At 35.6% G+C, this 26,409-nt stretch carries 19 protein-coding genes; all 19 read right to left on the reverse strand.

The annotated features are described in order from the left end of the window. Positions 1–3: 3 nt before the first annotated feature. Complete coding sequence (locus tag DYE58_RS05930) at positions 4–501, reverse strand: TIR domain-containing protein (protein ID WP_115312101.1); 498 nt, start codon at positions 499–501, stop codon at positions 4–6. Beyond that, positions 502–1,923: an SIR2 family protein gene (locus DYE58_RS05935; RefSeq protein ID WP_115312102.1), complete on the reverse strand. Its 1,422-nt coding sequence runs from the start codon at positions 1,921–1,923 to the stop codon at positions 502–504. A gap of 8 nt (positions 1,924–1,931) precedes the next feature. Continuing rightward, positions 1,932–2,852, reverse strand: a complete 921-nt coding sequence (locus DYE58_RS05940; protein WP_004819958.1) for a BsuBI/PstI family type II restriction endonuclease — start codon at positions 2,850–2,852, stop codon at positions 1,932–1,934. Further along, positions 2,845–4,341, reverse strand: coding sequence for an Eco57I restriction-modification methylase domain-containing protein (locus tag DYE58_RS05945; RefSeq protein WP_004819956.1), 1,497 nt, complete (start codon positions 4,339–4,341; stop codon positions 2,845–2,847). The genes DYE58_RS05940 and DYE58_RS05945 overlap by 8 nt, the downstream gene beginning before the upstream one ends. After that, on the reverse strand, positions 4,325–4,540 hold the full coding sequence (locus tag DYE58_RS05950) for a helix-turn-helix domain-containing protein (protein ID WP_000036627.1): 216 nt from the start codon (positions 4,538–4,540) through the stop codon (positions 4,325–4,327). The genes DYE58_RS05945 and DYE58_RS05950 overlap by 17 nt, the downstream gene beginning before the upstream one ends. Before the next feature lie 148 nt (positions 4,541–4,688). After that, on the reverse strand, positions 4,689–5,366 hold the full coding sequence (locus DYE58_RS05955; protein ID WP_004819952.1) for a hypothetical protein: 678 nt from the start codon (positions 5,364–5,366) through the stop codon (positions 4,689–4,691). A 24-nt stretch (positions 5,367–5,390) separates the two neighbouring features. Continuing rightward, positions 5,391–14,147 carry a helicase-related protein gene (locus DYE58_RS05960; RefSeq protein WP_004819949.1) on the reverse strand — a complete coding sequence of 2,919 codons (8,757 nt, stop codon included), beginning with the start codon at positions 14,145–14,147 and terminating at the stop codon, positions 5,391–5,393. A gap of 112 nt (positions 14,148–14,259) precedes the next feature. Continuing rightward, complete coding sequence (locus tag DYE58_RS05965) at positions 14,260–15,291, reverse strand: PDDEXK nuclease domain-containing protein (protein ID WP_004819947.1); 1,032 nt, start codon at positions 15,289–15,291, stop codon at positions 14,260–14,262. A gap of 23 nt (positions 15,292–15,314) precedes the next feature. After that, on the reverse strand, positions 15,315–15,494 hold the full coding sequence (locus tag DYE58_RS05970) for an AbrB/MazE/SpoVT family DNA-binding domain-containing protein (RefSeq protein ID WP_004819946.1): 180 nt from the start codon (positions 15,492–15,494) through the stop codon (positions 15,315–15,317). 83 nt (positions 15,495–15,577) lie between these two features. After that, on the reverse strand, positions 15,578–17,284 hold the full coding sequence (locus DYE58_RS05975; RefSeq protein WP_004819943.1) for a DNA topoisomerase 3: 1,707 nt from the start codon (positions 17,282–17,284) through the stop codon (positions 15,578–15,580). Positions 17,285–17,381: 97 nt separating this feature from the next. Further along, the gene (locus DYE58_RS05980) at positions 17,382–19,571 is read right to left on the reverse strand and encodes a CD1107 family mobile element protein (protein ID WP_004819942.1); all 2,190 of its coding nucleotides are present in this window, start codon (positions 19,569–19,571) and stop codon (positions 17,382–17,384) included. Then, a complete protein-coding gene (locus DYE58_RS05985) occupies positions 19,549–19,785 on the reverse strand; it encodes a hypothetical protein (protein WP_000711923.1) in 237 nt (78 codons plus the stop codon). The genes DYE58_RS05980 and DYE58_RS05985 overlap by 23 nt, the downstream gene beginning before the upstream one ends. A gap of 12 nt (positions 19,786–19,797) precedes the next feature. Continuing rightward, positions 19,798–21,957, reverse strand: a complete 2,160-nt coding sequence (locus DYE58_RS05990) for a CHAP domain-containing protein (protein ID WP_000529887.1) — start codon at positions 21,955–21,957, stop codon at positions 19,798–19,800. 4 nt (positions 21,958–21,961) lie between these two features. Continuing rightward, positions 21,962–24,391, reverse strand: coding sequence for a VirB4-like conjugal transfer ATPase, CD1110 family (locus DYE58_RS05995; RefSeq protein ID WP_115312103.1), 2,430 nt, complete (start codon positions 24,389–24,391; stop codon positions 21,962–21,964). After that, positions 24,291–24,692: a PrgI family protein gene (locus DYE58_RS06000; protein WP_004819933.1), complete on the reverse strand. Its 402-nt coding sequence runs from the start codon at positions 24,690–24,692 to the stop codon at positions 24,291–24,293. The genes DYE58_RS05995 and DYE58_RS06000 overlap by 101 nt, the downstream gene beginning before the upstream one ends. A 3-nt stretch (positions 24,693–24,695) precedes the next feature. Continuing rightward, positions 24,696–24,959, reverse strand: coding sequence for a hypothetical protein (locus DYE58_RS06005; protein ID WP_000595839.1), 264 nt, complete (start codon positions 24,957–24,959; stop codon positions 24,696–24,698). 17 nt (positions 24,960–24,976) lie between these two features. Beyond that, positions 24,977–25,840 (reverse strand): VirB6/TrbL-like conjugal transfer protein, CD1112 family, encoded by an 864-nt coding sequence (locus DYE58_RS06010; protein ID WP_004819928.1) that lies wholly within the window; start codon positions 25,838–25,840, stop codon positions 24,977–24,979. Between the two features lie 19 nt (positions 25,841–25,859). Then, entirely contained in the window at positions 25,860–26,075 is a 216-nt protein-coding gene (locus DYE58_RS06015; RefSeq protein WP_000394208.1) for a Maff2 family mobile element protein, read from the reverse strand. A 3-nt stretch (positions 26,076–26,078) separates the two neighbouring features. Next, on the reverse strand, positions 26,079–26,390 hold the full coding sequence (locus DYE58_RS06020; RefSeq protein WP_000807039.1) for a single-stranded DNA-binding protein: 312 nt from the start codon (positions 26,388–26,390) through the stop codon (positions 26,079–26,081). Positions 26,391–26,409 lie beyond the last annotated feature (19 nt).

The following is a 26,409-nucleotide window of genomic DNA, read 5'->3' on the forward strand; positions in this document are numbered from 1 at the left end:
TTATTACCAAGTTGATGGTTTGTGTTCAATACCATATTCTATCAAATCTTCTATGTTATCCTTGATGTCATTATAAACATTATCACTTGCTGACCAATTGGACTCAAAACATTTAACATATTTAGACATTGATACTCCGCTTATATTATAGTAATCAAAAGGATTAGAACCTTTACTATCTTGTTCACCCTTTGCGTTTTTCAGTTTGTGAATATAGATTCCTACAATTCCTTTATTTAACTCATATGCTTTTTTTATTTCATAATTTATCCATTTTCTGTTTGCTGTTTTTTCTCCAATCAAAACAACTAAACATGAACGCTTATTTAACTGTTCATCAATCCATTCTTTAATTTTACTTTCAGTTTTTTCTTTTACTTCCTCCCAGTCATTATCAGAAAAGGTAGAACTACTGTCTACTTTCCCCATGTTGCGAACCTGTCCTGCCCTCCAATTATCATTATCGTAATGAAAGCTAAAAAATACCTGTCTTTTTGCCATTTAAAGCTCCTCCTTGTTTAATATTTTAACTGCTTGAACTATGTTTTTAACAGACATATCAATATCGCCATCGCATTGTTTATTTGCCTGTTCAATTGCACTTATTGTATTTTTATCTGTAATTTCTCGAGTTATTTTATTGAATATTTCTTTAGCTGACCCACCAGTATGTTCAATTGGTAAACATACTAACCCATGCTTTTTACATAACTCAAATTCATCTATAACTCCACTTGCAATATTTTCTGTTTCTTTGTTTCCAAAAATGAATATAGCGATTCCGCAATTATCAATCATTTGCTCTCTATTTTCTTTATATAACTTATCTAAATCTATTCCCAATGAGCTATTTTGCGGGAAAGGCATAAGCGTCAAAAAATCACTTATTTTGGAATTATGATTCAAGCAATAATCTGCGACACCATTTAATATAAATTCACCTACACCTTTGCCATATCCATTCACAATACGATAACCATTCTTTGATAGTTCAAAAGATAGCTTGTGAATAAAATTTTTACCAGTTTCATGAGAATAACCCGGATAACAATATGCACTACCCGATACAAATATTGTTTTTCTTCGATATCTATCTACAAGTATACTTAATATGTCAGTAATTTCATTATAGTCATCTACCAAATAGGTAAAAATACCATACCTATTTATATCTTCTATTTGCAGCTCTTGTCTTACTTTTTTGTACTCATAATCCTCATCAGTATCTTGAACTCTTTTCATAATACAATAATGTTTTCTTGTATTCTTTTCGTCGAGTAATACCCTTAATCTTCCTATTACATAGTTAAAGTTTGGATCTTCAAAGCTAAATCCTAAAAATAGAAATGTCTTGGTAAGCAAATCGCCCTCTAAAACCTCTCTGAATAATTTTCTTTTGTTATATCCAAATTCTTCATAATCACTTCTTGTAAGTACTGCATCTTCAGGAGATTCTACATCGCCATGCAATTTGTATACTATTGCATCAAAATTATAATTTGTACCTCTTAGTTGTTCATCCTTTGTTTTTACATAAGGCTTTTTCATATTGGTTTCTAAAGCCTTTTCTATTAACTTATCATAATTTGTTGTCCAAAAAGTTGAAATGGGTAACTGTGATAATAATTTATGATTTTCAGTGGGTTTTACTAATTGAGAAAATTGACCTTTGATAAGATCATCTATTGATGTTCTCTTTTTCGAATTAGAATAATACTGAGCCAAATTAACCAAATCATTTTCTTTTTCAACATCTAATCCAATCTCTTCTGCTGGTTCTCTGAGAAGTTCTTTCCAACTACAAAACCCAGCAGGAATTGATAATCCTGCTCCAATAAATGCTCCTAATTCATCACTTTTAATAGCTTTTTCAATTTCTCTAATCAAATCTTTTTTGGATACTTCACCTTTAATAAAAAACACCTCCCTCATTATTTTCTCGGTCCTAAGAATTTATCCCCATTTAGATGAATCATATGGTCCGGCATATCCGCAATCCATACTTCCGTTTCCCACGCTAAAGACTCTGAAAATTTCTTAAATGTTTTAAAGTCTAAAAATGCTGTTACATATATTTTCCCAGCTGAAACATTTTCCGTCATTTCTTCAATTTCTTTTATTCTTTTTGGCTCCATTGCACCTACAGAAGTTACAGACTCAACAAAGTAAATCCAGTTCTTATCTTCTGAATATAAAACAACATCCGGCATTTTGTCATGGAGTGTTATCTCAAAGCCTAATTCTTTTAGTTTCTCCTCATTCTTCACCAAATCCTTTTGAATTGTATCACCAACATACAAACATTCAGAGTTCTCAGCAAATCGTGGAGCAAATTCTTCAATAATAAATTTCTGTAATTGATTGTGTTTACCGGGAGAAAATGTGAACTCGTCCCCGTTTATTTTAACAGGCATTTTTCTTACTGCTTTTTTAGAACTATATAGATCAATTAAGTTCTGATGAGATTTTAAGAAAATATTCTTCTGTTCTTCCCACAGACTTGATTGAAATGTTTTTACTAATAACAACATTTCATCAGTTAATCGATACCTGTAATTAGGGCTATTTGTTGCTTTCCCATTATCTTCAATAAATGCTGCATTCCTAAAATGATGCATCGCCTGTTTACGGAATGTTTCTCTACTATTCTCTGCATATGAAACCTCATAAAACTCTCTAATAAAGGCAATAACATCATGTATTCTTATCCATTTATTAGTTGCATTAGCCCATTCATCATTCTTTTTAATATCTGCCATTGCCAAAATAACATATCCACATAGATCTGACTGCTGTTTTGGTGGAACCTTAAGCTCACTTAAAATATTCTTTGCTTCTTCTAATTTAGACATATATAAATCTCCCTAATATTTCATCACAATTTTCTTCAGACATATCCTTTAATTTAATCAGTTCCTTTCCCATATTCTCAATACAGGTTAGTGGCGGAATTGGCATCGAGTTAATTTCAGTAGCATTCACTTGAGTTGATCCATTTAAAATTCTGTAATAATTATCATAAAGCGTAGAGTTCATTACAACATACAAACCATAAACCAAACAATCTGATAATCCTTGTAAGCCTGTAATAAAATTTATCTTATTCTGTGTGCTAATTGCCTTATATGTTGAAAAATTTTTAGCTAAATAAATTCCACATTGTAATCTACGCTTTTCTTCCTTTGCCGTAAATCTTTTCACAAATAAATAATTAGTGTTCTCCTGCAATAATCCTTTTTGCTCCGTTAATAGATACTCATTTTCTTTTCCAACAGGAAAAATCACTTTACCATCTTTTATATGTTGCGAATAAAATAAAGGAACTGCTTTTTCCTCTGCATCATTTCTTAGAGACTCTCGATTTCTAAAATCAACTGTCAAACCAGTTTTCATTTTCAAGCCAAGAGTTGGCAAGGTATCATTCCATTCATTTACCTTTTTAATCGTATCAGCTTCTTCTTTATCAGTTATCAAAAAAACATATTTGTGTTCTCCAGAAACAACCATATCGTAAGGAGCTTCAAAAACAGTCTTGCTGTCGAAATCAAAATTAGCGTTCGTTGTAGTTATAGTAATATTTTTAGGCTTGTTAGATTCTTTCTTAACCTTAATAATTATTGTTTCTTGCAAAACAGCTTCCTTATCGAAAACTTTATCTCTGCTCACAAATAAATGAATATGCCTCAAAACTACTTCTCTTAAAAATTTCTCGCGAAACTTTCTGAAATAAGCTCCAGAAGTCCATGATCTCGGAACGATAAATACTAATTCGCCATTATCGACTAAATTAAAACTTGCCATCTCCATAAAAAGAAAATACAAGTTTGGTGCTCCATAACAGATGTCAGGCATAGATAAAGCTTCATTAGCCGTTTTCCCAATCTTTAAATAAGGCGGATTTCCTATAATCACATCGTATTTTTCAGGTTCAGTACACGCACCCAGCATGTTGTTGTATTCAAGCGTTTGACTCGTTATATAATTATCTTTGACTATTTTGTATTCAATTTTTAATGGTGAATTGTCTCTTATCCACAACAAATTTTTATTTAAAAGTTCTAAAATATTACCATCAGTTTCATAACAAGTTATTTTTATCGTTTTAATCTTATCTGTATCAATTATTCTTTGGACAAGTGCCGCAGTAAGTATCCCTGAACCCGCTCCCGGATCAAGTATAGAAATTTCTTTTGAAAATGATGATAAATCAAATAATGATGCCATAAAAAGAGCTGTTTCTTTGCTTGTAAAAAATTGCCCATTTTTCTTGCGAATTTCTTTTGGCATCTGTTCAATATATTTATTTGTAGATTCAATTACATAATCAATTATTTTCATCATTCACCAACTCCATAATTTCATTTATACCACAGTTCAAACTATCACATATTCTGACAATCACATCAGTAGTGATATTCTCACTATTCTTCATTTTATAAAAAGTACTTCGACTAACTTCCGCTTTTTCCATTAGCTCAGAGTTTTTCATGTCTAAATCTATCATTTTTTTAAATAGCTTTTTATAACTTATTTTTGACACAATTGTCCTCCCCATGCATCTGATTTCTTTTTTATCATTATATCATATTTATTCACTTTTTTCACTACAAACTTCCTTTTACGCAAACATACGCCATTTGTATAAAAAAAAGAGTCGGTGCAGTCCTAAGACCACACCGACCATAAATTTATCTCTCAGCTTCTTTGCTTGCTTCTTTCTTTTCTTTTGGCTTTTCCTTATCTTCCGCCTGATATTTCTTGATAGCTCCAATTACAGATTCTTTCTTTTCTTCTTGTCCTTTCATTTGTTCCTTTGCCTTTAGTAGCTTTGAAGAAAGTATCCTGATGTTGCTATGCTCCTTGCCGTTATCATCAATGGATGTTCTTATTTGTCCAAAGAGCTTAACAAAGTCTCCCTGCTTAAAGTCCTTTGGAATATCGCTTTTTTCTCCATAAGCGGAGCAGTTGCGATATACCTTGTTTCCTTCATCGTCTTTAGATACTACGGAGAAATTAGCTACCTTAAAGGCTTCTCCGTTTTTATTTTCCCTTTCAACTAAATCGACTTCCCCTACAATATTGCCAACGATATTGATAAGATTATCGTTTTCTTCCTGAACATAAGGCAGATCTTTTATCTGTCCCTGTTCCCTTAAATCATCAATCATGTAGTCAAATTCCTCATGTAGCAAATTAAGGCTGTCATTGTCCATATAAGCGTCATAGAGCTTGTCTAAAGCACTTTCATCATTGATACCTTTTTCTACGCTTATAATCGCTTTTACAAAGTCCTTATGATTATCATTTACCATATCTTCTATTTGATTTCTCATTGTTTTGTAATCCATGTTTTTGTCTCCTTTCATGGCAAAAGGGAGGTTACCCTCCCCTTATCTTAAAATTTCCGGTTCTTTTGTTTTTTGCTTTTCTTCTGTTTTACTTTCATTTTGATAGGCTCTTATCTGTCCTAAAATAGATGGCTTATCATCTGATTTTTGTGCGGTTTCTTCTTTGCTATGAAGATTGTCCTCCACATCATAAGTTGACTCAAAATAATCACTGTCCTTAAAGTCATTGTCATATCTGTCAGGAATGCCATCATTATCGAGGTCCTTAGAGAGCGGATCATAGAAGTTACCCTCATCGTCAATATCAAGTCCTGTTGCTGCTCTTAAATCTTCGGAATCAACATAAACCAAATCGCTAAAAGAGGACATTTCTATTTCATTTTTCATGTTTCTTAGAGCTTCATTTTCTCCTTTATTCTCATAGTCAAAACTCTCTGATTTGATAGGCGTATCATCAATATACTGCGTCCAAGTTTTCTCCTCTAAATCAAGCTCATACTGAATACCATATCTTTCATCCGGTATATTGGTATAGGCTATACCGATATGCTTTAAGTCAGGATACAAGGTATTAAATTCATCATAGCTGTGATTTTCTTCGTACTCTCTGTTACAGAAGTCAATGATTGCCCTTTTTACATCTTCTACAAGTGGATTATTATTTCTCTTTTCTTCCACTTCTCCCATATCAAGGAGCTTATTCAGTTCTGCAAGTCTTAATACCTTAGTTTTCAGCTCATCTGCTTTTTCAAAAGGCTTTTTTAATTCTTCTTTGGCATTTTCAAGTTGTTCCTTTGTGCTGATGAGTTTTTCTTCAAGCCTGTTTAATTTCTCAGACATTTTCTCAAGAGCGTTATCCAGTCTTGTGATGTTACCGTCCGCACTAGTTCCAAGCTCTCCTGAATGCTTTGCAGCACCGTTTAGGCTAAAGTTATGTGAATTAGTAAAGAAGTTATAGCTTACCTCTAAATCCATATTTCTATACTTGCCTATAACCTTGCTTTCATTGATTTTAATCTTTGAAATTGCTTCAAGTAGTCTTTCTCCGGCTAATTTCTTGTCGGTAATCTTTTCTCCTGCAATGGTAATGGAAGTAAACTTTTCCTCACCTTCCGCTTTTGGCTCAACCGCTGATATGTCTTTCTTGACAGCTTCAATGAGTTTTTCCGTTCTTGCGATTTCTTCAGGATAATTTTTCGCCACCTTATCCTCTAATCTGTAACGGTTAGACTTATAGTTTGCTTCAAGCATTTTTAGTTTTGTAACCTCATTATCCAAGTCCATCTTTTCTTTAATCTTCGGATCACCTGTGGCAAGAGCTTTAATTTCTGCATAGTTTAATGAACTTTCGTCCACATCTTCTGCAACTCTGACAGGAGTCTTTGAAGTCATAATCTGAGAAATGAACTTCTGCTTATTTTCTATCGTCTGCCATAAATAGGCGTCAAAGGTATTCTCTGTAACATAACGATAAATATTCACTTTCTCATTTTCGTTTCCCTGTCTTACGATTCTTCCTGCCCTTTGCTCTAAGTCAGCGGGACGCCAAGGCACATCGAGGTCATGCAAAGCAATCAGTTTGTTTTGCACATTCGTTCCAGCTCCCATCTTCTGCGTTGAACCCATTAAGATACGAACTTCGCCTTTTCTTACTTTCGCAAAGAGTTCATCCTTTTGCTTATCAGAATTTGCTTCATGGATAAAGGCGATTTCTTCTTTCGGTATTCCCATAGCTACGAGCTTTTCTCTAATATCATCATAGATGTTAAATTCTCCATCTCCTTTTGGAGTAGACATATCGGAGAAAAGTAGCTGTGTAGATTTGTTTTCTTTTGTCTTATCCCAAATGGAAAAGACATTTTTTACACAGACATTGACCTTACTATCAGGATTATCAGGAAGTAGTGGATTGATTAAACGCTGATCTAAGGCAAGTTTCTTTCCATCGTTAGTAATTTTAAGCATATTATCTTCATCAGGCTCTACAACCCTATTTCTGACATCATCCGCTCTTTTAGAAAGGCTCTTTAGGATTTCCTTTTGTTCTTCAGAAGGCTCTGTTTTAATAACTTCATAATTAGCTTCAGGTGTAGGAAGATTTAGCATATCCGCAGTCTGAATATCTGCAACTTCCTTAAACATCGACATCAACTCAGGCAAGTTATAGAACTTTGAAAATCTCGTTTTCACCCTATATCCTGTACCTTCAGGAGATAATTCAAAAGAGCTTTGTGTTTCTCCAAAAGTGGAAGCCCAAGAGTCAAAATGCTCCATTCCATTCTTTTTAAGGCTCTCATACTGAAGATACCTTTGCATGGTATAAAGTTCTGTCATAGAGTTACTTACAGGCGTTCCTGTTGCAAAGACCACGCCTTTTCCGCCTGTCATTTCATCCATATAGCGACACTTCATGAACATATCTGAAGACTTAAAGGCTTCTGACTGCCCGATACCTGCAACATTACGCATTTTTGTATAGAGATAAAGGTTCTTAAAACCATGTGCCTCGTCAACAAAGAGCTTATCAACTCCTAATTCCTCAAAGGTAATCACATCGTCTTTCTTAAAATCATCATTTAATTTCTCAAGCCTTGTTTCCAGTTTTTTCTTTGTCTTTTCAAGCTGTTTTACTGTAAAGTTTTGATTTCTGTCATGCTTGTATTCTTCTACATAGTTTACAATTTCATCAATCTGATCTTGGATGTGCTTCTCCTGATATTCCTTTGACATGGGGATTTTTTCAAACTGCGTATGCCCGATAACAACCGCATCATATTCCCCTGTGGCAATCTTTCCGATAAATCTCTTTCTGTTTTTTGGCTCAAAGTCTTTCTTATCAGCTACCATAATGTTAGCTGACGGATATAGCTGCATAAACTCTCTACCGATTTGCCCTGTTAGGTGATTTGGGACAACAAACAAGGACTTACTGCACATCCCAAGCCTCTTACTTTCCATTGCAGAAGCCACCATTTCAAAGGTCTTTCCACTTCCTACTACATGGGCAAGCAAAGTGTTTCCTCCATAAAGGCTTCTTGCTATGGCATTTCTTTGATGAGGTCTTAAATCAATCTCTGTATTCATTCCCTCAAAAGAGAGATTGCTTCCGTCATATTCTCTGTTACGGATGGAGTTAAAACGCTCGTTATACAGTTTTACAAGACGGTTTCTTCTTTCCTGATCGTTAAATATCCAGTTCTTAAATTCTTCTTTTAATAGCTCCTGCTTTTGTCCTGCAAGCATGGTTTCTTTTTTATTTAAGACAGATGTTTTAGATCCGTCCGGATTTACAATCTGGTCAAATACCTTTGTTTCTTTCAGGTTTAAGGCATCTTCAATCAGCTTATAGGCATTTACCCTTGATGTACCAAAGGTCATTTCAGCAAGGTCATTTCCTCTGTCCCTGCTTTTTCCTTCTACATTCCATTCGCTTGTAAGATTGGAAAATTTAACCTTAATATCCCATTTGGCATACCCCGGAGTTTTTAGCGTTTCAAAGATGAATTTCTCAATATCTTTAATAGGTATCCAAGTTGCACCAAGACGCACATTGATTTCACTTGCTTCAAGTTCCTTTGGAAGAACTTTGGTAAGCTCTGCTTTTTGGTATTCCAAACGGTTCATTTCATAGCTTATCAGCTCTTTTTCTTTCCCATTCTCAGTAAACCCAAGATGAGGAAGCTCTCGTTCCGTTTGTCTTAGCTTTGATAAGTAGCTATCTACTATGGCAATCTTATCCCTGATATTCCCACTTAAATATTCATCCTTTGTTACATAGCCATATTTATAGGAGTTGCTGCCATTTGCACAGGCAAAAGGTAAATCGCCATCCTCTAAGTTAAAGGAAAGCGGTCTGTAAAAGTTTTGTTCCTCTCTAATATTTAGGTAGATTTCCCCTCGAAGCTCCTCAATCAAAGTCGGTCTGTCTTTTCCTGTAAGACTTCCCATATAGTCAAAATCCACATAGCCTTTTTCAGACACCGATAAGACAAGGGCTTCTAAAGAAGTATCCACATGGTCTATAACTTTAGCCTTTGTAATAGTTCTTTTGGAGAAAATATCTCCCTTTGCCTTGAAATTTTCTTCTTCATCAAGGATTTCTATGGAGGAAACAAGAGGGAAGTTACTATCTTCTTTCAAGGCTCTGGTATTGCTTAATTTATTGACAAAGCCATGCTTCTTTGAAAAGTTATCATAGACTTCATTTAGTTTTTCCTGTGAAGCCTTGATTTCTTCTTCGCTAAAATCTTCTTTCTGCTTGTAAATCACATCTTTTAAGGCAGCATTCAGCTCAAGGTAATCCTTGATTTTTTCTTTATTCTTGTCTGATACTTCCTTTCTAATAAAGAGTGAATTTTCTCTGTAATAGACTTCATCATCAATCAAGGTGTATGAGAAGTTCTTTACATCATCGGTTGCAGGGATAGAAGTTATTTCATCATCAAGTAGCTCTATTTCTTCATACTTGGCATCTTTTGAAATTCTTTCTCCTGCAATCTCGATACGATCCTTTAACGAAGCCATATTGTTCTCTTGCCCTAAAAAGGCTATCGGTTCACAAGTTAGAGTTTTCCCAAATCTTCCGCTTACTTCACGCATAGAACCAAGCATCTGCTCAGGATGATCGACAAAGTATTTGTTATATGAAAGTCCATTTTCATCTTCCGCAAGGTGTATCCAATCTTCATCTCGCTCCAATACGCTATCTCTTTTCTTTAGGAAGATAATATCGCTTGTTACCTCAGTTCCTGCAACGCCCTTAAAGGTATCATTTGGAAGCCTGATTGCACCTAAAAATTCGGCTCTTGCTGCAAGATAGCGTCTTACACTTTCATCTTTTTTATCCATTGTTCCTGAAGATGTAATAAAGGCGATAACGCCGCCATTTCTTACCTTGTCAATGGACTTGGCAAAGAAATAATCGTGAATAAGGAAGTTATTGCGATTGTATTCTCTATCATTTACCTTGTACTCTCCAAATGGAACATTTCCGATTGCAACATCAAAGAAGTTGTTGGAAAATCCCGTTTCTTCAAGTCCCTTTACCTGTACTTCACTTTCAGGGTATAAGAGTTTTCCAATACGGCCGCTTACTGAGTCAATCTCTACGCCATAAAATTTTGACTTATCCATTTCATCAGGTAGATTACCGATAAAGTTCCCGATACCCATTGACGGCTCAAGGATATTTCCCTGTTTAAATCCCATACCGGAAAGCGTATTATATATTCCGTCAATGACAGTTTTTGGTGTGTAAAAGCTCGTTAAAGTAGATTCTCTTGCAGCTTCATATTCTGATGACGATAGATTTTTCTTTAAGAAAGCTCTTGCCTCTTTCCACTGCCCATCCTTACTTTCATCAAAAACATCGGAAAGTCCACCCCAGCCGACATATTTTGCTAAAACTTCTTGAGCTGTAATATCAAGCTCTCGTTCTCCGCTTTCCACCCTGTTAAGCATAGAAATTGCTTCAAGGTTATTGTTTAACCTCTCACTTGGAGATAACTTTTGAGGAAGCGTATCTTCTGTAATCTTGAAATTGTGAGCCTCATTTTTCTTTATTTCTATTTCCTCAAAAGTCTTTTCGGGTTTTGCATTGGTAAGATTTTCAAAGATTTTATCAAGCTCACTTTCTTTGTAATAAGGAATTACATCGGAGCCTGTAATCATACCTCCAAGATACTCTGTATTATCCTTGACCGTTACTGTCTTTAGGTTATTTCCCATATCATCAAATCTTGTGATGGTATAGTCTTTTCCTTTGTACTTCACTTCATCGCCGATGATAAATTCAGGTTTTTCGAGACTTACTTGTCTTAATAACTCCTCATCATCTGTAAAGGATATAATCGGTATTTGATGATTACCTTGCCTTACAGGATCAAGCCACAAATCATTTCTTCCTGTGATTTGATTTTTAGAGATCTCCCTTACTTTGTACTCCTCATGATTAAAATAGACGGTATCGCCTTCTTTAACTGCAAACTCATCTGAAAAACTATCCTCTTTTTCATTCAGCTCTACTTCTTCTTTTTCCTTTAGATAATCAAATAAGGAAGCCTGAAAAGGTTCTGCTTGTATGCTTTCTTCCACTTCTTCAGGTGCTTCAAGCTCTGCAATATTGTCCTCAAAGCTAAGCTCTCCATTAAAGACATGATGAAGCTCCTGCTCATCCATCTGCTTTTTAAGCTCACTGTCTTTAAGCTCTCTAAAGGTCTTTGGAAAATCTTCTAAAACAAGCCTTTGGGCATTTAGTTCCTTTAGCTCATCAAGATTAAAATATCCCCATTCCGGTTCGATACCTAAAACAAGTCCAAAAGCGTCTTTGCTTTCTCTATCGTACTCCGTCATATACCAAGTCCAGTTGCTTCTAAATGGAATGATATATGCTGCATGAACCTGTTTATCCGCTAAAGCTACATCCTCTTGTGCATAAAGTTCAGGAACTCGCTCAAGCATTTCATCAGTCATTAGATTATTTGGATCGTCTTTAGAGTAATAGCTTGACTCTTTTTGTTCTTCTATCGCTGTCTTGCTTTCAATTTTATTCTCTTCAAGATAAAGATTTTTAGAAAGCAGCTCGTCTATATGCTTTGCTACATTTGACCATGTAAGAAAAACATCGTTACAATGATTCTTCTGTAATTTAAGTCCCTTTGCATCGTGCCATTCATCACTTCCCATTTCACCTGATACTGCATGACTTCTCCCGCCGATCCCATATTCGTCTTTTAAGAAATTCGCTTTTTCCTGAAGCGTATGACTTTCTTTAAAATATTTTGTAATCCTCTCTTTTCCCTGATCAAAACCGCTTCCTCTTGAAATCGTAGCAAGGACTTCATCTTCTGTAATAAAGCCTTGTACCTTTGGAGGTTCGGTAAGGTTAGAAGTATATTCCTTTCTTGGAAGTTCAAGCTCCTGCAATTTCTGATAAAGGCTATCTACCTTGTGGTAGTGAAACCTTAGTACATCTTTGTTTTTTTTATATTCTTTCAAAAAGCGACTATACTCGGAAATAACATTTTTTAGATAGTCAGGATTTTTAAGAGCTTCCGATAACTGTCTTGTTTCTTCCGGAAACCCACCTCCTCTTTCTATAAAGTCAAAATAACCCTGTGCTTTCCTTTCTTCACTTAAATCGTGATATAGATACCATAGCGATTCTGAAACTCTATCTCTTTCATAGTCCTGTGCTTCTAAAAGCTCTATATTTGTAGCAAACTCTCCTGTTTCTAAAAGCTCACTGATTCTTCTTGCAGCATCACTCCAGCTTAAAATTTGCGTCATATCTTCTCTTGCAGAAGTTCCATAAGCTAAATGAATGCCTTTATCCGAATACCAGGAAGATACTTCTCTTTCATCAATGTAAAATCCGTTTCCACCTCTAAAGGTATCTTTAAGGTATTCTCCTAATTCTTCTACTGCTTTTCCTTTGGAAAATTCATCAATGATAGGAAGTCTTTCGCCCTCATGGTTTCCACCGTTTACAAGAATACTGTCAATATCATTTTGTGTAAGAGGTATTGTAAGTTTAATCTGTCCTGATCTGTTTTCGGGTAAAGAAAAAGAAGCCTTGTCAGCTTCTCTTATCTCTTTATCCGTATTTTCTTTTAGATTTCCACTATCTCCTTGATTGTCATCTCTTTGAGGGCTGAAATCATCGCTTTGTACTGTGGATGGCTCTCGTCCTCTATCTTCCAAGCTGCCATCAGTTTCGGCTTCTCTGCTCTCATAAACTCTATTGCCTGTTTCTGAGTATCCATCAGGTTCTTGGTCAATTTCTTCTCCTTGTATAAATCCACTAACATCTCGAAGTGGCTCTGCTCCTCGCTGTTTGAAAGATAATCCAGCCTCATCACTGCGTATGTCGGATTCGGATATTCCCTCATAAAGTCCGTCTCTTCCTCTAACTGATTCAGTGTATTCTCTTTGATTTTCTCTATTATCTCGTCCGTACTCTCCATTTCGGAAAATTCGCTCGTTTTCACTAATTCTTTCCTGATCATCTCGTCGAAGTACATTTTCTTCTACCTCCTCTAATTCTTCTTTTATTTTATTATATCCTGCTTCTTTACCTCTTAAAACTTCTTTTTGCAGCTCTAACTCTTTACTCTTTTGAATGGTCGCATCAATTATATTTCCACTAATGTCTGATACGATTTCTCCCAAGCTCATAAGGGAAATGCTGTCAAGCATTGCAAAGTTTTCCTTTAAAAGTTCATTATCCATAGGATAGTCTAACTTAAATCTTGAAGCTACTGCATAGCTTACTGAATCCCTAACAAATTTAGTAAAAGATATTCTGTCCTCATCGGATATTCTAAGCTCATTTATCAAGCTATCTATTTTTTCATCTCCGTAGAACCTGCTTAAAGAAAAGATATTTTCTAAGGTGCTTTCGCTTTCTTCATAGCCCTCAGCTTTTATCATTTCTTTTAATACATCTCTATGAGCTTCTTTATCAAATCTCCAAAGATTTACCTCATTGACATCTCGGTTTCTTGAAACAGTCTGACTTATATCAAAGATATAGTCCACTTTTTTGTATGTGCCATAATCCTCTAAAATGGGGATACCTTTTTGTCCACGCATAACCGTTCTGTTAAAGCGTTCTCTCCAGTAATCAAACTTGGCACAAGCTGTCGCTTCAGGATTTTTATCATAAATACTTAACTGACTTCTAAAATCGTACTTCTGATTGTTCCCGACAACTTTTAAGAGCTTCAGATACTCTGCTTCACTCTGCAGAACATCTTGTTTTATAAGCTCCAAAATGTTATGAAAATCATTTATTCGCATATTTACCTCCTTCTTTTTTACAAACAAAAAAGGCGGTTAGATTTTACTCTAATCACCTTTAAATTCTGTGTGCTGCAACTTAATGTTTTATAAATTCCTCAATGCTATTTTTCTACTCATTTTCTTCTTCTGCAATTTCTGTATACTCTTTCAGCTTTCTTTGCAACAGGTTCTTATCTATTAGTTTTAAGGTGTATTCCGATACCATAGTAGGAGAAAGGCTTCTACTAAGTGCAAATTCTACAACCTCATCATCTTTTGAAGCACAAAGAATAACACCGACACTTGGATTTTCAGTTTTCTTTTTTACTTCTCTATCTAATGCTTCTAAATACAAGTTCATTTTGCCTATATATTCCGGTTTAAACTCCCCTATCTTTAGTTCAAATGCAACTAAGCAAGATAACCCTCTATGATAGAATAATAAATCTATATAGTAATCATGATTGCCAACCTGTACCCTGTATTCATTTCCTATGAATGAGAAATCTTTACCAATTTCCAATATGAAATTCTTCAGATTTTCAAGAATTGATTTTTGAAAATCTCTTTCACTTCCAATCTTTGGTGCATCAAGAAATTCCAAGACATAGCTGTCCATAAACAAATTATGTGTTTCTTTCTTTGCCTTTTGTGTGGCAGGCAAGCTCTCACCGCTTGAAAGCATATACCTCTCATAATAACCACTATCCATTTGTCTTTCCAACTCACGCTTTGAATACTTTTCTCTGACTGCCAGTTCAATATAAAATTGTCTTTCTTCCTTGCTTTTTGAACCAGACATTATTTTCAAGTGATTTGTCCAACTCAATTGTGTCACCAGTGGTGACACTTTTTCATCGTCCTTATATAACTCGTAGAATTGCTTCATTCTATAAAGTCCTCTGCGAGTAAACCCTTTTAGATCAGGATAATTTTCAGAGAAAAAATCAGCAACATTTTCCACAAAATTTGATCCATAACTTGCTTCTTTGCTTTTCTCACTTATATACTTTCCCACTTCCTGATACATCAAAATCAGTTCTTCGTTGACTTTTCTATAAGCACGATCCTTTGCACCTTCGATAATCTTAACAATATCATCAAACTGATGATTATCTTTTCCCACATTTGTATTCTGCAATACCATCTTATCTTTATCCATTATTTACCTCTATAAATATACTGTTATTTATCAATATTTTCTTCAATAAAAGTCTTGGAGTTTTGAATTTGCACCTTATCTTTATGAACTACAAAAGTAACATAATCTCCATTTTGTAAGTTCAAGAGTTCTCTTATCCTTTTCGGAATGGTAACTTGCCCCTTTGACATAACTTTTGCAGTATCCATAAATGTATCTTTCATACTCGTTTCCTTTCTCCCTACTTTTCCTACAAAAGATTATAGCATTTTTAGGGCATTTTTTCCACCTTGAAATTAGTGGCATCTTACTTGGTATAAGTGGAAACCACTTCTTTTATCTCATTTTCAATCGCTTCTAAAAAATTTTCCTTTGAAGATTGCCCCTGTGCAATATCCGATAACTCCATTTCCCACTTTGCTGTTGTTTCTGCCGATTTAAAAGTATCAGCTACAATCGTTACAAGGCTGATTCCCTTATGTGTAGCAATAAGGTTCTTTTTATCTCTTTCTACAAATCCCTTGAAAATCAGATTTTCAATAATCCCCGCTCTTGTTGCGGGTGTTCCAAGTCCTTTTCGCTCAACTTCTACACCTTTTTCCAATGCGTCATTTCCTGCAAGCTCCATAGCCTTTAGGAGAAGATCTTCCGTAAAATGTTTAGGCGATGATGTGTATTTTTCTTTTATCTCTTTATCTTTAATATCAAGACTATCACCAATCTTTACATCCGGAAGCACTGTATCTTCATTTTTCTTTTTTACATATTCGTTTAGGTATTTGGTAAAGCCTTCATCTACAATCACCTTGCCACTGCTTGTAAATTCAAATCCATCAAATTCAGCCACAATCTTCGTTGTATTCTCAATTAAAGGATAGCCTACACTTGCATGTAGCTTATTTAAAATAAGTTCATATACCTTCAATTCACTTTCCGGAAGAGAAGTTAAGTCCTCATTCATACTGCTTACTGTCGGTATAATCGCATGATGGTCTGTAACCTTTTTAGAGTTAAATACCGTCTTGATACGCTCTGTATCAAAATTATTCTTCCCTAAAATGTTATTAACCGTACTTACAATCATATCTTCAGTAAGGCATCTGCTGTCTGTTCTTGGATAGGTAATCAGTTTCTTTTCGTAAAGACTTTGAGCATAATCAAGTGTCTGCTTAGCTGAGTATCCAAAATATTTATTGCACTCTCTTTGAAGCGTTGTCAGGTCAAATGGCAGCTCAGGTTTTGTTATCTTTTCCTTTTGAATAACATCGGTAATTTCTATCTTATCGCCTACTAAATTGATTAGCTGTTCAGCAGCAACCTCATCATCAATTCTATCTGTTGATAGTGTAAAGCCATTAAGGCTTAATTCCACTGTATTATATTTTTCTTTCTTAAAATTTGCTATCTCATCATCTCTATTTACAATCATGGCAAGGGTAGGTGTTTGAACTCTGCCAACACTGTAATTTTGCTTGTATAGACACGAATACAGTCTGCTTAAATTCATTCCCACAATCCAATCTGCAATCGCCCTTGCTTGTGCTGATGCAAAGAGATTATCATAAACCTTTCCGTCTTTCAGGTTATCAAAACCATCCTTTATGGCACTATCTTCCATTGATGAAATCCAAAGGCGTTTCATCTTCTTTTTACAATTTGCCTGATTATATACAAGCCTAAAAATGGCTTCTCCTTCACGCCCTGCATCGCAGGCATTTATCACGATGTCTATATCCTTATCATTCATCAGCTTTTTAAGAATCGTAAATTGTTTCTTTGTGGACTTTGCAATCTCATACTTATATTCTTTTGGGATAATCGGTAAATCCGCCATATTCCACTTAGCATACTTTTCATCATAGCTTTCCGGATTTGCCATTTGAATTAGATGTCCTACGCACCAAGAAACCCTATATCCGTTTCCTTCATAATATCCATCCTTCTTCTTTGTTGCTCCGATCACTTTTGCAATAGAAATTGCAACACTTGGCTTTTCAGCAATTACTAAATTCATCTATTTTTTCCTCCTGTTTTTCAAAAAAAGAGGGCGAAAGAAGTTACTCTCCCGCCCTGTCTTTTGCACCAAATATTGTATAGTTTTAGGTGCAAATCTACTCTACCTCATCATCTTCTTTATCTTCTATTTCTGCTTCACCTACTTCATTTTCACTTTCTTCCGCTTCTGAAAAGAAATCATCATCTTCCTCCTCAAAGCCTTCAAGCTCCTTATCTTCCTTTTTCTTAATGACCTTGAAATAATATCCTGCACCTAATGCTCCTGCTACTACAAGAATGAGAATTAAGTAGGTTCCCATATTGCTGCTTTCTTCTTTTTTTACTGGCTTAGGTTCTTCTTTTTCAGGTTCTTCCTTTGTAATTTCCTGTTTTGGAGCTTCTTTCTTTTCAACCATATTAAGAAGATCATCTTCGGATACTTCTGTTAGGAGCATAACATTCTCGCTATCCTCATCGTGATTGATGATTAAATGAAAGGTCTTGCCATTCTTAGTAGTAAAGGTAACAAACTGTCTTGCATCAGCAGAATATTTATCCGTTTCTTTATTATCTTTACTGTCATTATGGTGAATTGGATAATCATTGTTGGCATTATCCTTATTTTCCGTAACAGTTCCTCGTGCCTTTGATGGAGCAGAAGCAACTCCTTTATTGGTATTTACTGTCTTACTTGAACCATCTAATGAAGAATCCTGACTACCATTATTAGCGGGCTGTTTCGGTGTCAGCTTATTGGGATAACGAACTTCCTTTTCTTTCTCATCGGTCTTGCCAACATTTGTGTCCTTTGTAATCTTTCCTGTATTATCCTGTGATGATGAGCCTTTACCCGTATCACTTACAGATGTTTTAGGGAAGTTTCCTGTTCCTGTTTTCATTCCGGAGATAGGGCTGATTGTGGTTACAGTAGGATTATGCGTAACAGGAGCTTTGCCAACCTCATTCGTCTTTTTCTCAAGCTCCTTAATTTTCTCAGTTAGCTTCTCAATCTCCTTTTTCATATCCGCCGATAAATCCTTATCGTCTTTGCCCTTTTCAAGTTTTTCCTTCAGCTTATCTATTTTTTCCTCAAGGTCTTTGATTTTCTCCTTTTGCTTATCGCTTAATTTATCCTTGTCCTTAATCTCCTGATTTAGCTTGTCAAGTTTTTCCTGAAGTTCCTTAGATTCCTTTTCCATTTTTGAAATATCATCTTTGCTAAGCTCTGTTTGAGTTCCCTTATCTTCTGTTTTTGGCTTTTCTGTCTGCGTCTGAGCATTACTTTCTAACTTTTTTACAATTCGGATAATACTATCGCTTCCATCACCTTTTACTGTGTAGTTTACAAAATCGTCATTAAAGCTCATGTTATCAGGAAGCATTTCAAGATCAGAAGCGTCAATCACCTGATTTTTGTCAAAGGAAGCTGAATACTCCTTATATACCTTTCCATCCTGATATTGATATTTGACCTTTACTTCACTTTTTGTCTGACTTTCCTGATCCTTTGTATCCTTATTGTCTGTTTGAGTTGACGCATTCGCTACTCTCTTATATAAATCCTCTAAAGGTAATTCAAGGTATGGGACACCGGTATGAAATCTGTTCCATGTTTCAATAATCAGCTTGTCTTTAACAATCTTGATTTCTTTTACATTGTTGATATTGGGATTTGCTTCCTTTACTCTGCCAATAATAGCGTTCTTTGTTTCCTCTTTAAGCTCTCCCTCATAATCAACCGTTACTTTCTCAATATTTCTATTTAACTGTAGAACAGGGCAGGTATAGACAATGACATTTGCTTTCTTTCCTTTTACAGTTCGTTCTTCTGCATTTTCTGTAATATCTCCAATATAGTAATTATCTTTATCTCTTGGAGAAACGATACTTGTAAAAGCACCTGTCCCTACATTGTGAATTCGATAATATGGATAAGTTTTCTTTGTCATGTATCTTAGATCATCTAACTGATTTTCTTTGTCCATATTCTCATTGGTAAAGGTTTCATTATACTTATCGACAACTACACCTCCCTTTTCTTCAAAGGATTTTGATAAGGAAAATTTAAAGTTCAATGGCTGACCTTCTTTATTTTCTTTTCCGACATAATAAAATCCTCTAAAGGTGTCATCTGAAGTATGATCCTCGAATTTCAGTTCATAATATGTTTCATATTTTTCAGGCGGTTCATTTGACGCAAATACTGTCTTTGCACCAACTTTTAACACCCCTAAAACTCCACCCATTAAGAGGGTAAAAGCTACAACAATAGCTGTAATTCTTTTATTTTTCAAACTGGTTTTCATTTGTCTTCTCCTTTTTCACTTCTGCTTTTTCTCTGTTTACTTTTGCCATTAAATCACTGATTGTAATGTTGTTCTTTCTGCAAATGGCAATAATTTCTTCGTTTTCAAGTTCTTCCTCACGAATGAACAAAGGCTCCAATTCTTCATCAATTAGAGCCTTTTTATCTTTTAATTTCTTTATTCTGTTTTTTACTGCTGTAAGTTCTTTTTTCAAATTGTGTCCTCCTTATCTGTTTACATTTGGCGGAAAGCCGAAACCTACGGGATGGTGCTTGCAGAAAGTTGCTATCCAATCATCTAAGGTAGTTACTCTGATTCGCCCGATATTATCTATTACCTTGCCATCGCCTATATAAATTCCCACATGACCATAGGTAAGTCCTGCTGTACTTCCGCTACTACTACTTTCAACTGCAACAAGCATTCCTACCTTGAGTTTTGATTTATCTGATGTAAAGGTGTAGTTTCGGTACATATCACAAGCATTTCCTCCGATATATCCAAGTCCTGCATTTTGATAGACCTGCGACACCCACATAGCACACCAGCCTGCACCCGGAGATGGCGTAATGTATGCAGCATTTACAATCTTCTTTTGAACTTCCGTAGAAGCCTCATACTCTTTTCCACCTCCGATACCTCCATTGGAAGCAATCAGATCGCTATTGCCAAAGGCTTCTCCCATATTGCCTTGAGCAAGGAATAAGGCTTCATAGTGTTTTAGATTGTCAGGATAGTTCGCAAAGACTTCTCTGATGATACTGTCCATTTCCCTTTTATGAAGGGTTACAATGAGTTTCTTGTACTCGTAAGGTTCTTCATGGCTTTCGGTATATTCATTTCCATCTTCATCGGTATAGGTTTCTGTAACTGTCCTGTATCTGATTTCTACTTCTTCCTTATACTCAAGGTCATACATGGACTTAAAAAGCTCATTTAATACGGAGCTTACTTCCGATACATTCTTTACTTCTCCGCACCTTGATGTAATGTAGGATAAAAGCTCATGGACATTATGACCGATGTACTCTGTGTTATTTAGGATGTACTCGTCATATCCGGGATAATTCTCTTTGACATGATCAACCTCGTTTTGAAGCTCACTTTCCATAGCGGAAAAGTTCTGATTGATTTCATTTAGGACATTTGGCTTTGACAAATAGCTTGTTGTAAGAACAGAACTTGTGGAGTTCATAAAGCCTGTCATTCCCGTTCCTGCAAAGTTGATAAAGAAAGTTCCCAAAATAATAAGACCTATGAAAATAATCATAAGTCCCTTCGCTTTTCTTAATATAACTTCCTTTGAACTTTTAAGACTTCCTATAAGCCCCTCCTTAATGCGATCTCTAAGCCTTGACTTATTCTGCCTTTTAATGGAATCTTTCATCTGCTTTCGCTTTTGAAATCGCTTAAAGTTATTTGCTTTTTGATACTCCTGTGTCTTTTTTAGCTCCTCTTTGGCATCTCGAAATTCAAGTTTGGATTTTCGCTTTCTGATTTTATAGTCCTTATTCGTAAGGTCATATCCTTTTTTTGCTCTTTTCTTATCTGAATAGTTCTTAATGCCATGAATGAGTTTTGAGCTTGTGTCGGCTGTTTTTTCTCCTGCCTCTACCCCTTGATTTTCATCACTTCCATGAGATAAATAATCTCTTACGGTTTCACTTCCTTTAGCAAGTCCTGATAAAGCGGACACTTTAGAAGCCTTATCCCTAAAAGTTCTTTCCTGTTCTTTAGAAAGCCTGTTTTTCTTTTCTCTATCAAGAATGGCTTCTTTTCCGCTTTTTTTATTGTCAGCCTTTTCCTCTTTGGATTCTTTGTCCTTTTTTCTGGTATAGAGCTTATCGGAATAGTTTTTTCTCTTATATTTTTTCTTTTGAGCCTTTTGGCTTTTTGAAAAGCCTTTTGTATCTTCTGCTTTACGATGAAGGTTGTCCTCTACATCATAGGTTGACTCAAAATAGTCGCTGTCCCTAAAGTCATTGTCATATCTATCTATGATTCCGTCATTATCAAGGTCTTTTCCTAAAGGATCATAGATTTTTCCATCCTTAACCTCAGTAATATAATCTGCTTTTCCAATTTCTTTTTGACTTACACCTTCTGTTTCAGCTACAGAAGCTACGCTATCCTTATCGGAAGCTCTATACCTTGCATTTCTTTTAGAAGTTTTTCCGTTTAATTCAGTTTCTGCACTTCTCTTACTGACCTTTTCATGAACCTTATCTTGAAATCTGTCTTTGTCATGGACAATTTTCCCTCTGTAATCATCATTATGCTTTAGTTTATTTTCTTCAGGCTCTATGCTGCTATTACTTTTAAGTGTTTCCTTTTCTATCCTTGCTCTTTGCCTTTCCTTAAAGTCCCTTTTCAGTTTCTGTCCCATAAGCCTACCTCACTTCTTCAGGCTTAGTTGTCATCTTCTGATAAAGGATTGTGTCTTTCGGGAACTTATCAAGGAAAGGAACAATAGTATTTCCAAAAAACAAAAGTCCTTCTCCTGCATTGGAATTGGTTACATATTTTAGCTGTGGCTGTGAGATTTTAAGTTTCCTTGCTAAAATTTCTCTATCGCCTGAAGCCTGATTAAGCATTAGCACAAAGTCCGTATTATCAAAGATATTTTCAATTTCCTTACTCATCAGTAGGTCTTTGACATTTTGCGTAATACCTGTTGGGATACCTCCCCATTTTCTGAAACGCTTCCATATCTCAACCGAGTATGAAGCTGTCTGCTCATCTTTTAACAGCAAGTGAAACTCATCTATATAGTACCTTGTAGCCTTGTTTCCTCTGTTTTGTGATACCTTATTCCACACCTGATCCTGAATGACAAGCATACCGATTTTTTTAAGCTGGCTTCCAAGCTCTTTAATATCAAAGCACAGCAGCTTCTTATTTAAGTCCACATTTGACCTGTGATTAAAGACATTAAGAGAACCTGATACATATATTTCCATCTCCGTTGCCAGCTTCTTACCAACCTTTTCTTCCTGCCCTTTTAACATATCGTATAGGTCTTGAAGAATCGGCATATTGTCAGGAGTCGGATTTTCAAAATACTTTTCATAGATTTTAGGAAGGCACCTATCTATAACCGACTTTTCTTCTGCTGTAAGTCCGCTTCCTCCAACTACAAGTTCAAGCATGGACATAATGAAATTTGCCTTGTCTTTAAGAGGTGCATCTCCATCTCCGTAATTCATATTTATATCAAGGGGATTTAAGTAGTCTTTTGACTTACTGCTGACCTTTATCACTTCTCCCTTAAACTGTCTTACAAGGTTTCCATACTCCCCTTCTGGATCGCAGATAATCACATCATCGTCCGTTACTAAAATTGCATTTGCCATTTCTCTTTTAGCACTAAAGGATTTACCACTTCCAGGAGTTCCGAGGATTAGACCGTTTGGATTTTTGAGTTTTTTCCTATCTGCCATAATCAGGTTATGGCTTAAGGCATTTAGTCCGTAATAAAGACTGTTACTTGAATTGATAAAAAGCTCCTCTGTGGTAAAGGGCATAAAAACTGCCGTAGATGATGAGGTTAGTCCTCTATCTATCTCAATCTTGTTTACGCCAAGAGGTAGCACGCTGATAAGTCCTTGTTCTTGCGCATGGTCAAGTCTTTTCAGCTTACAGTTATGCTTATTTGAAATGGAACTTATCTGAGAGATTGTGTTATCAAGCTTTTGCACCGTTTTTGCAAAGTTCATAAAGACGATACTTACCACAAACATTCGCTCATCTCTTGTCTGTAAGTCCTTTAGGAGGCTTTTTACATCTTCTCCATAGGTGATTAAGTCCGATGGAAGAATGTCCATATCATAACCGCTTCTTACCGCTTTCTTATTTTCCTCAATTTTCATCTTGTCAATATCGGTATTTTTTCTCTTTACCATTTTAATAGCTTCCGATTGGTCGATTGCCTTAATATGAAATGAAATATTGATGTTATCATCAATATCCAAAAACTCGGCAAGCATACGGTCTGAAAGCTCGCTGGCAAGAATTTGAAAATGGCTGACTGCACCGATAAACTTCCCAAACTTAAAATACCTTGACGGAGTAAAGTTAAATTCATCAGGAGCAATATATGTCTTTGTGCTTTCTTTTTTCTTTAAGTCCTTGTATGAAAATTCAAAGGTCTTATTGGGATTTAATATATCGTGAAGTATCTTTAATCTTTCTTCTCCTGTAAGACTTTCAGCTCTCACTCCCATGCTTTTTAGATTAGATAATATATCTATCTCCAGTCTTTCAAGTTTTGATGTAGCCTGTTCTAAATTATCAGCTTCCACTGTAAAGGTTATATACTTTGATTTTTTCAGTCCGTTATTTCCCTTTACAATCTGACTTTTTAGCATCTCTCTAAACTCAAGTCGTATACCGTCAAATCCATCCCCTTTATCCGGTATCTGAATTGCCGATTTCATTTCTTCGTTTCGTCCAAGCTGATTGATGTAGGAAAATTCTATGCTGACACTTGGATCAAAGGAATTTAAGAAATTTGCAAACTGATTAAAAATCAAATCCCTATCCTCATCTAAGGCAAGCTGATAGTTGATGTCCTGAAAGGCTATGCTTTTACTGAAGTGCTTTTCATCAAGCTGACATATCCCGCTTTTTAAGAGTCTAAGATAGGGAATGGTATCTTCGACAGTATATCTTTTTGGTTCTTTTCTAAAAATAAGGTCAAGTAGCCCGCCTTTATCTTTTTTAGATTTTCCCTTGTTTTGCTTTAAGTCCTGTCTTTGACTTCTTAACATCTTTTTGTTTTGTTCTAACTTTACCTGCTGAATCTTTCTTTTGTCTTTCAAGGTAAACCTCCTTTCTCACTCTTTTTTGTGGCTGATAAAACTTATGAAGGTAAATATATTTAAAATATTTCTCAAATGTCAGTCCGTCCTTTTCAAAAAGAGTGATGAAAAATATAGGGAGTGTGGACAAAATGAGAAATATGACGGCTATATCATTTGGAACGATCTTTCGCATAAATAAATAGACTGGTAGTCCTACCAGTCCTGCGAGTGTGAAACCTATCATCTGCCTTTTTGTTAAGTTAAAAGCTACCTTTGTTTTTACCTTCTTTAGGTCTTTTGGGATTGGTACATACGCCATAACTTACCTCCCATCTTCTTTTTCCTTTGAAAGCTCTGCCATGTGTTCATAAACAGAGCCGATTTCTTCCTGAATGCTTTCTATCTGTTTATCTGTATTTTTGTTATATCTTTCCTGCAAAATACAAAAGTCATTATGGCAGCGACCGATGTCTTTTGTTCTTTCTTCCAAGTCATTAATCTTGCTAAAAAGTTTGATTCTATCAATCACCGCTATAACACCTGCTCCGATTACTACTGCTGTAAATACTGTTTTTCTTTTGATCATCCTATCCTTCCTTTCTGTTAGTGTGCATTTAATACGCTTTTGGCCAGAGTTCCGCTCTTTAGCATCATTAACCCCAGCAAAACCGCATATCCAAGTATCGTCATGGTACTTGTGTGTATATCTGTTATCTTTATTGTCTTAACTAATACTGCGTATATTCCAAGACAAACCATTAAAAAGAGTCCTTGTAGCCCAAGTGCAAATAGTCCTTTGATATAGTTTGTTCCAATTTGTCCCCACTCTTTGTTTCCCATTGTGGCAAATGGAATGGCTGAAACCGATGAGTAAACATAAATCTCAAACATTCTTCCGTAAACCACAAGCATGATTACAATGGAAATTACCTCTATGGCAACCTTTATGAGTGAGGTTTCAAAGAGAATCATGACAAGCTCTCCAAGCCCCTTTTCTTTTAAGGTATCCATCATTGCCACTATCTGATCTCCGGAAACGGTGGCAGAGGTATTTATCACCCCTGCCGCCTTATTTACCATATGTTGTGCCACATCAAAGACTGCCATTGAAAATTCAAAAGCATGAGATACTAACCATACAGCAATCCACATCTTAATGATGTACTTAAAAAATTCAAAGGTGTCCGTATCATGCATATTGTTCTTTTGCATTACCATATTGATAAGCTCAATACAAAGGACTGCTGTGATGATTAGTCCCGCTATGGGAATAATGACGGAATCGTTAATGCTTTTGATAAAGGCAAATACATCTCCGTTCCACCCCATGGGAGTTTTTCCTACATCTGTTGCAACTGCACCAACTTTATCGTTGATGTCAAGAAACATGGTCTCTAAGTTTGCTTGGATACCGCCCAGTAGAAGTTCCTTAAAAAATTCTTCTATCTTGTCGAATATTCCAAACATCTAAGCTCTCCTTTTCTTCTTACTTGAGTACATTGGCAAGAAGTGGAATGAGCTTTAATCCGATAAGGACAATACCGCCTCCTGCCATAAGCTGCTTAATACCCTGAGATTTTGCACCGGGATTGTCATTCCCATATCCTTCCATCAGGTTAATAACGCCCCATGCTCCAAGTCCTGCACCTACTGCCATAACTAAAATCTTTAATACATTTACTGCCTGTGTAAAAAATTCCATAATTTATTCCTCCTCGTTTTCTTCTTTCTTTTCAATTTTATTGTATGACTTCACAACAAAGTTTTTGTAAGTCTTTCCGTCTTTTTCACGCTTCTTAAAGTAACCAAAGATATGAATCAAATCGCCCTTTTCAAAGGCTTTTGCTGTTTCTGACTTTTCACCATAGGCTGCACAATTGATATATTCCTTACCTTTTCCATACTTTTTTACAAGTGTGAAGTTTGCAACCTCAACAGCTTCTCCCTCTTTGTCAAAACTCGAAAAAGTTGGTTCTGCCAATAAATTGGCATTGATGTTAATCATTTCTTGCTTCATTAAAAATTTCTCCTTTTCT

The sequence above is a fragment of the Peptoniphilus indolicus genome (assembly GCF_900454665.1).
GTDB lineage: Bacteria > Bacillota > Clostridia > Tissierellales > Peptoniphilaceae > Peptoniphilus > Peptoniphilus indolicus.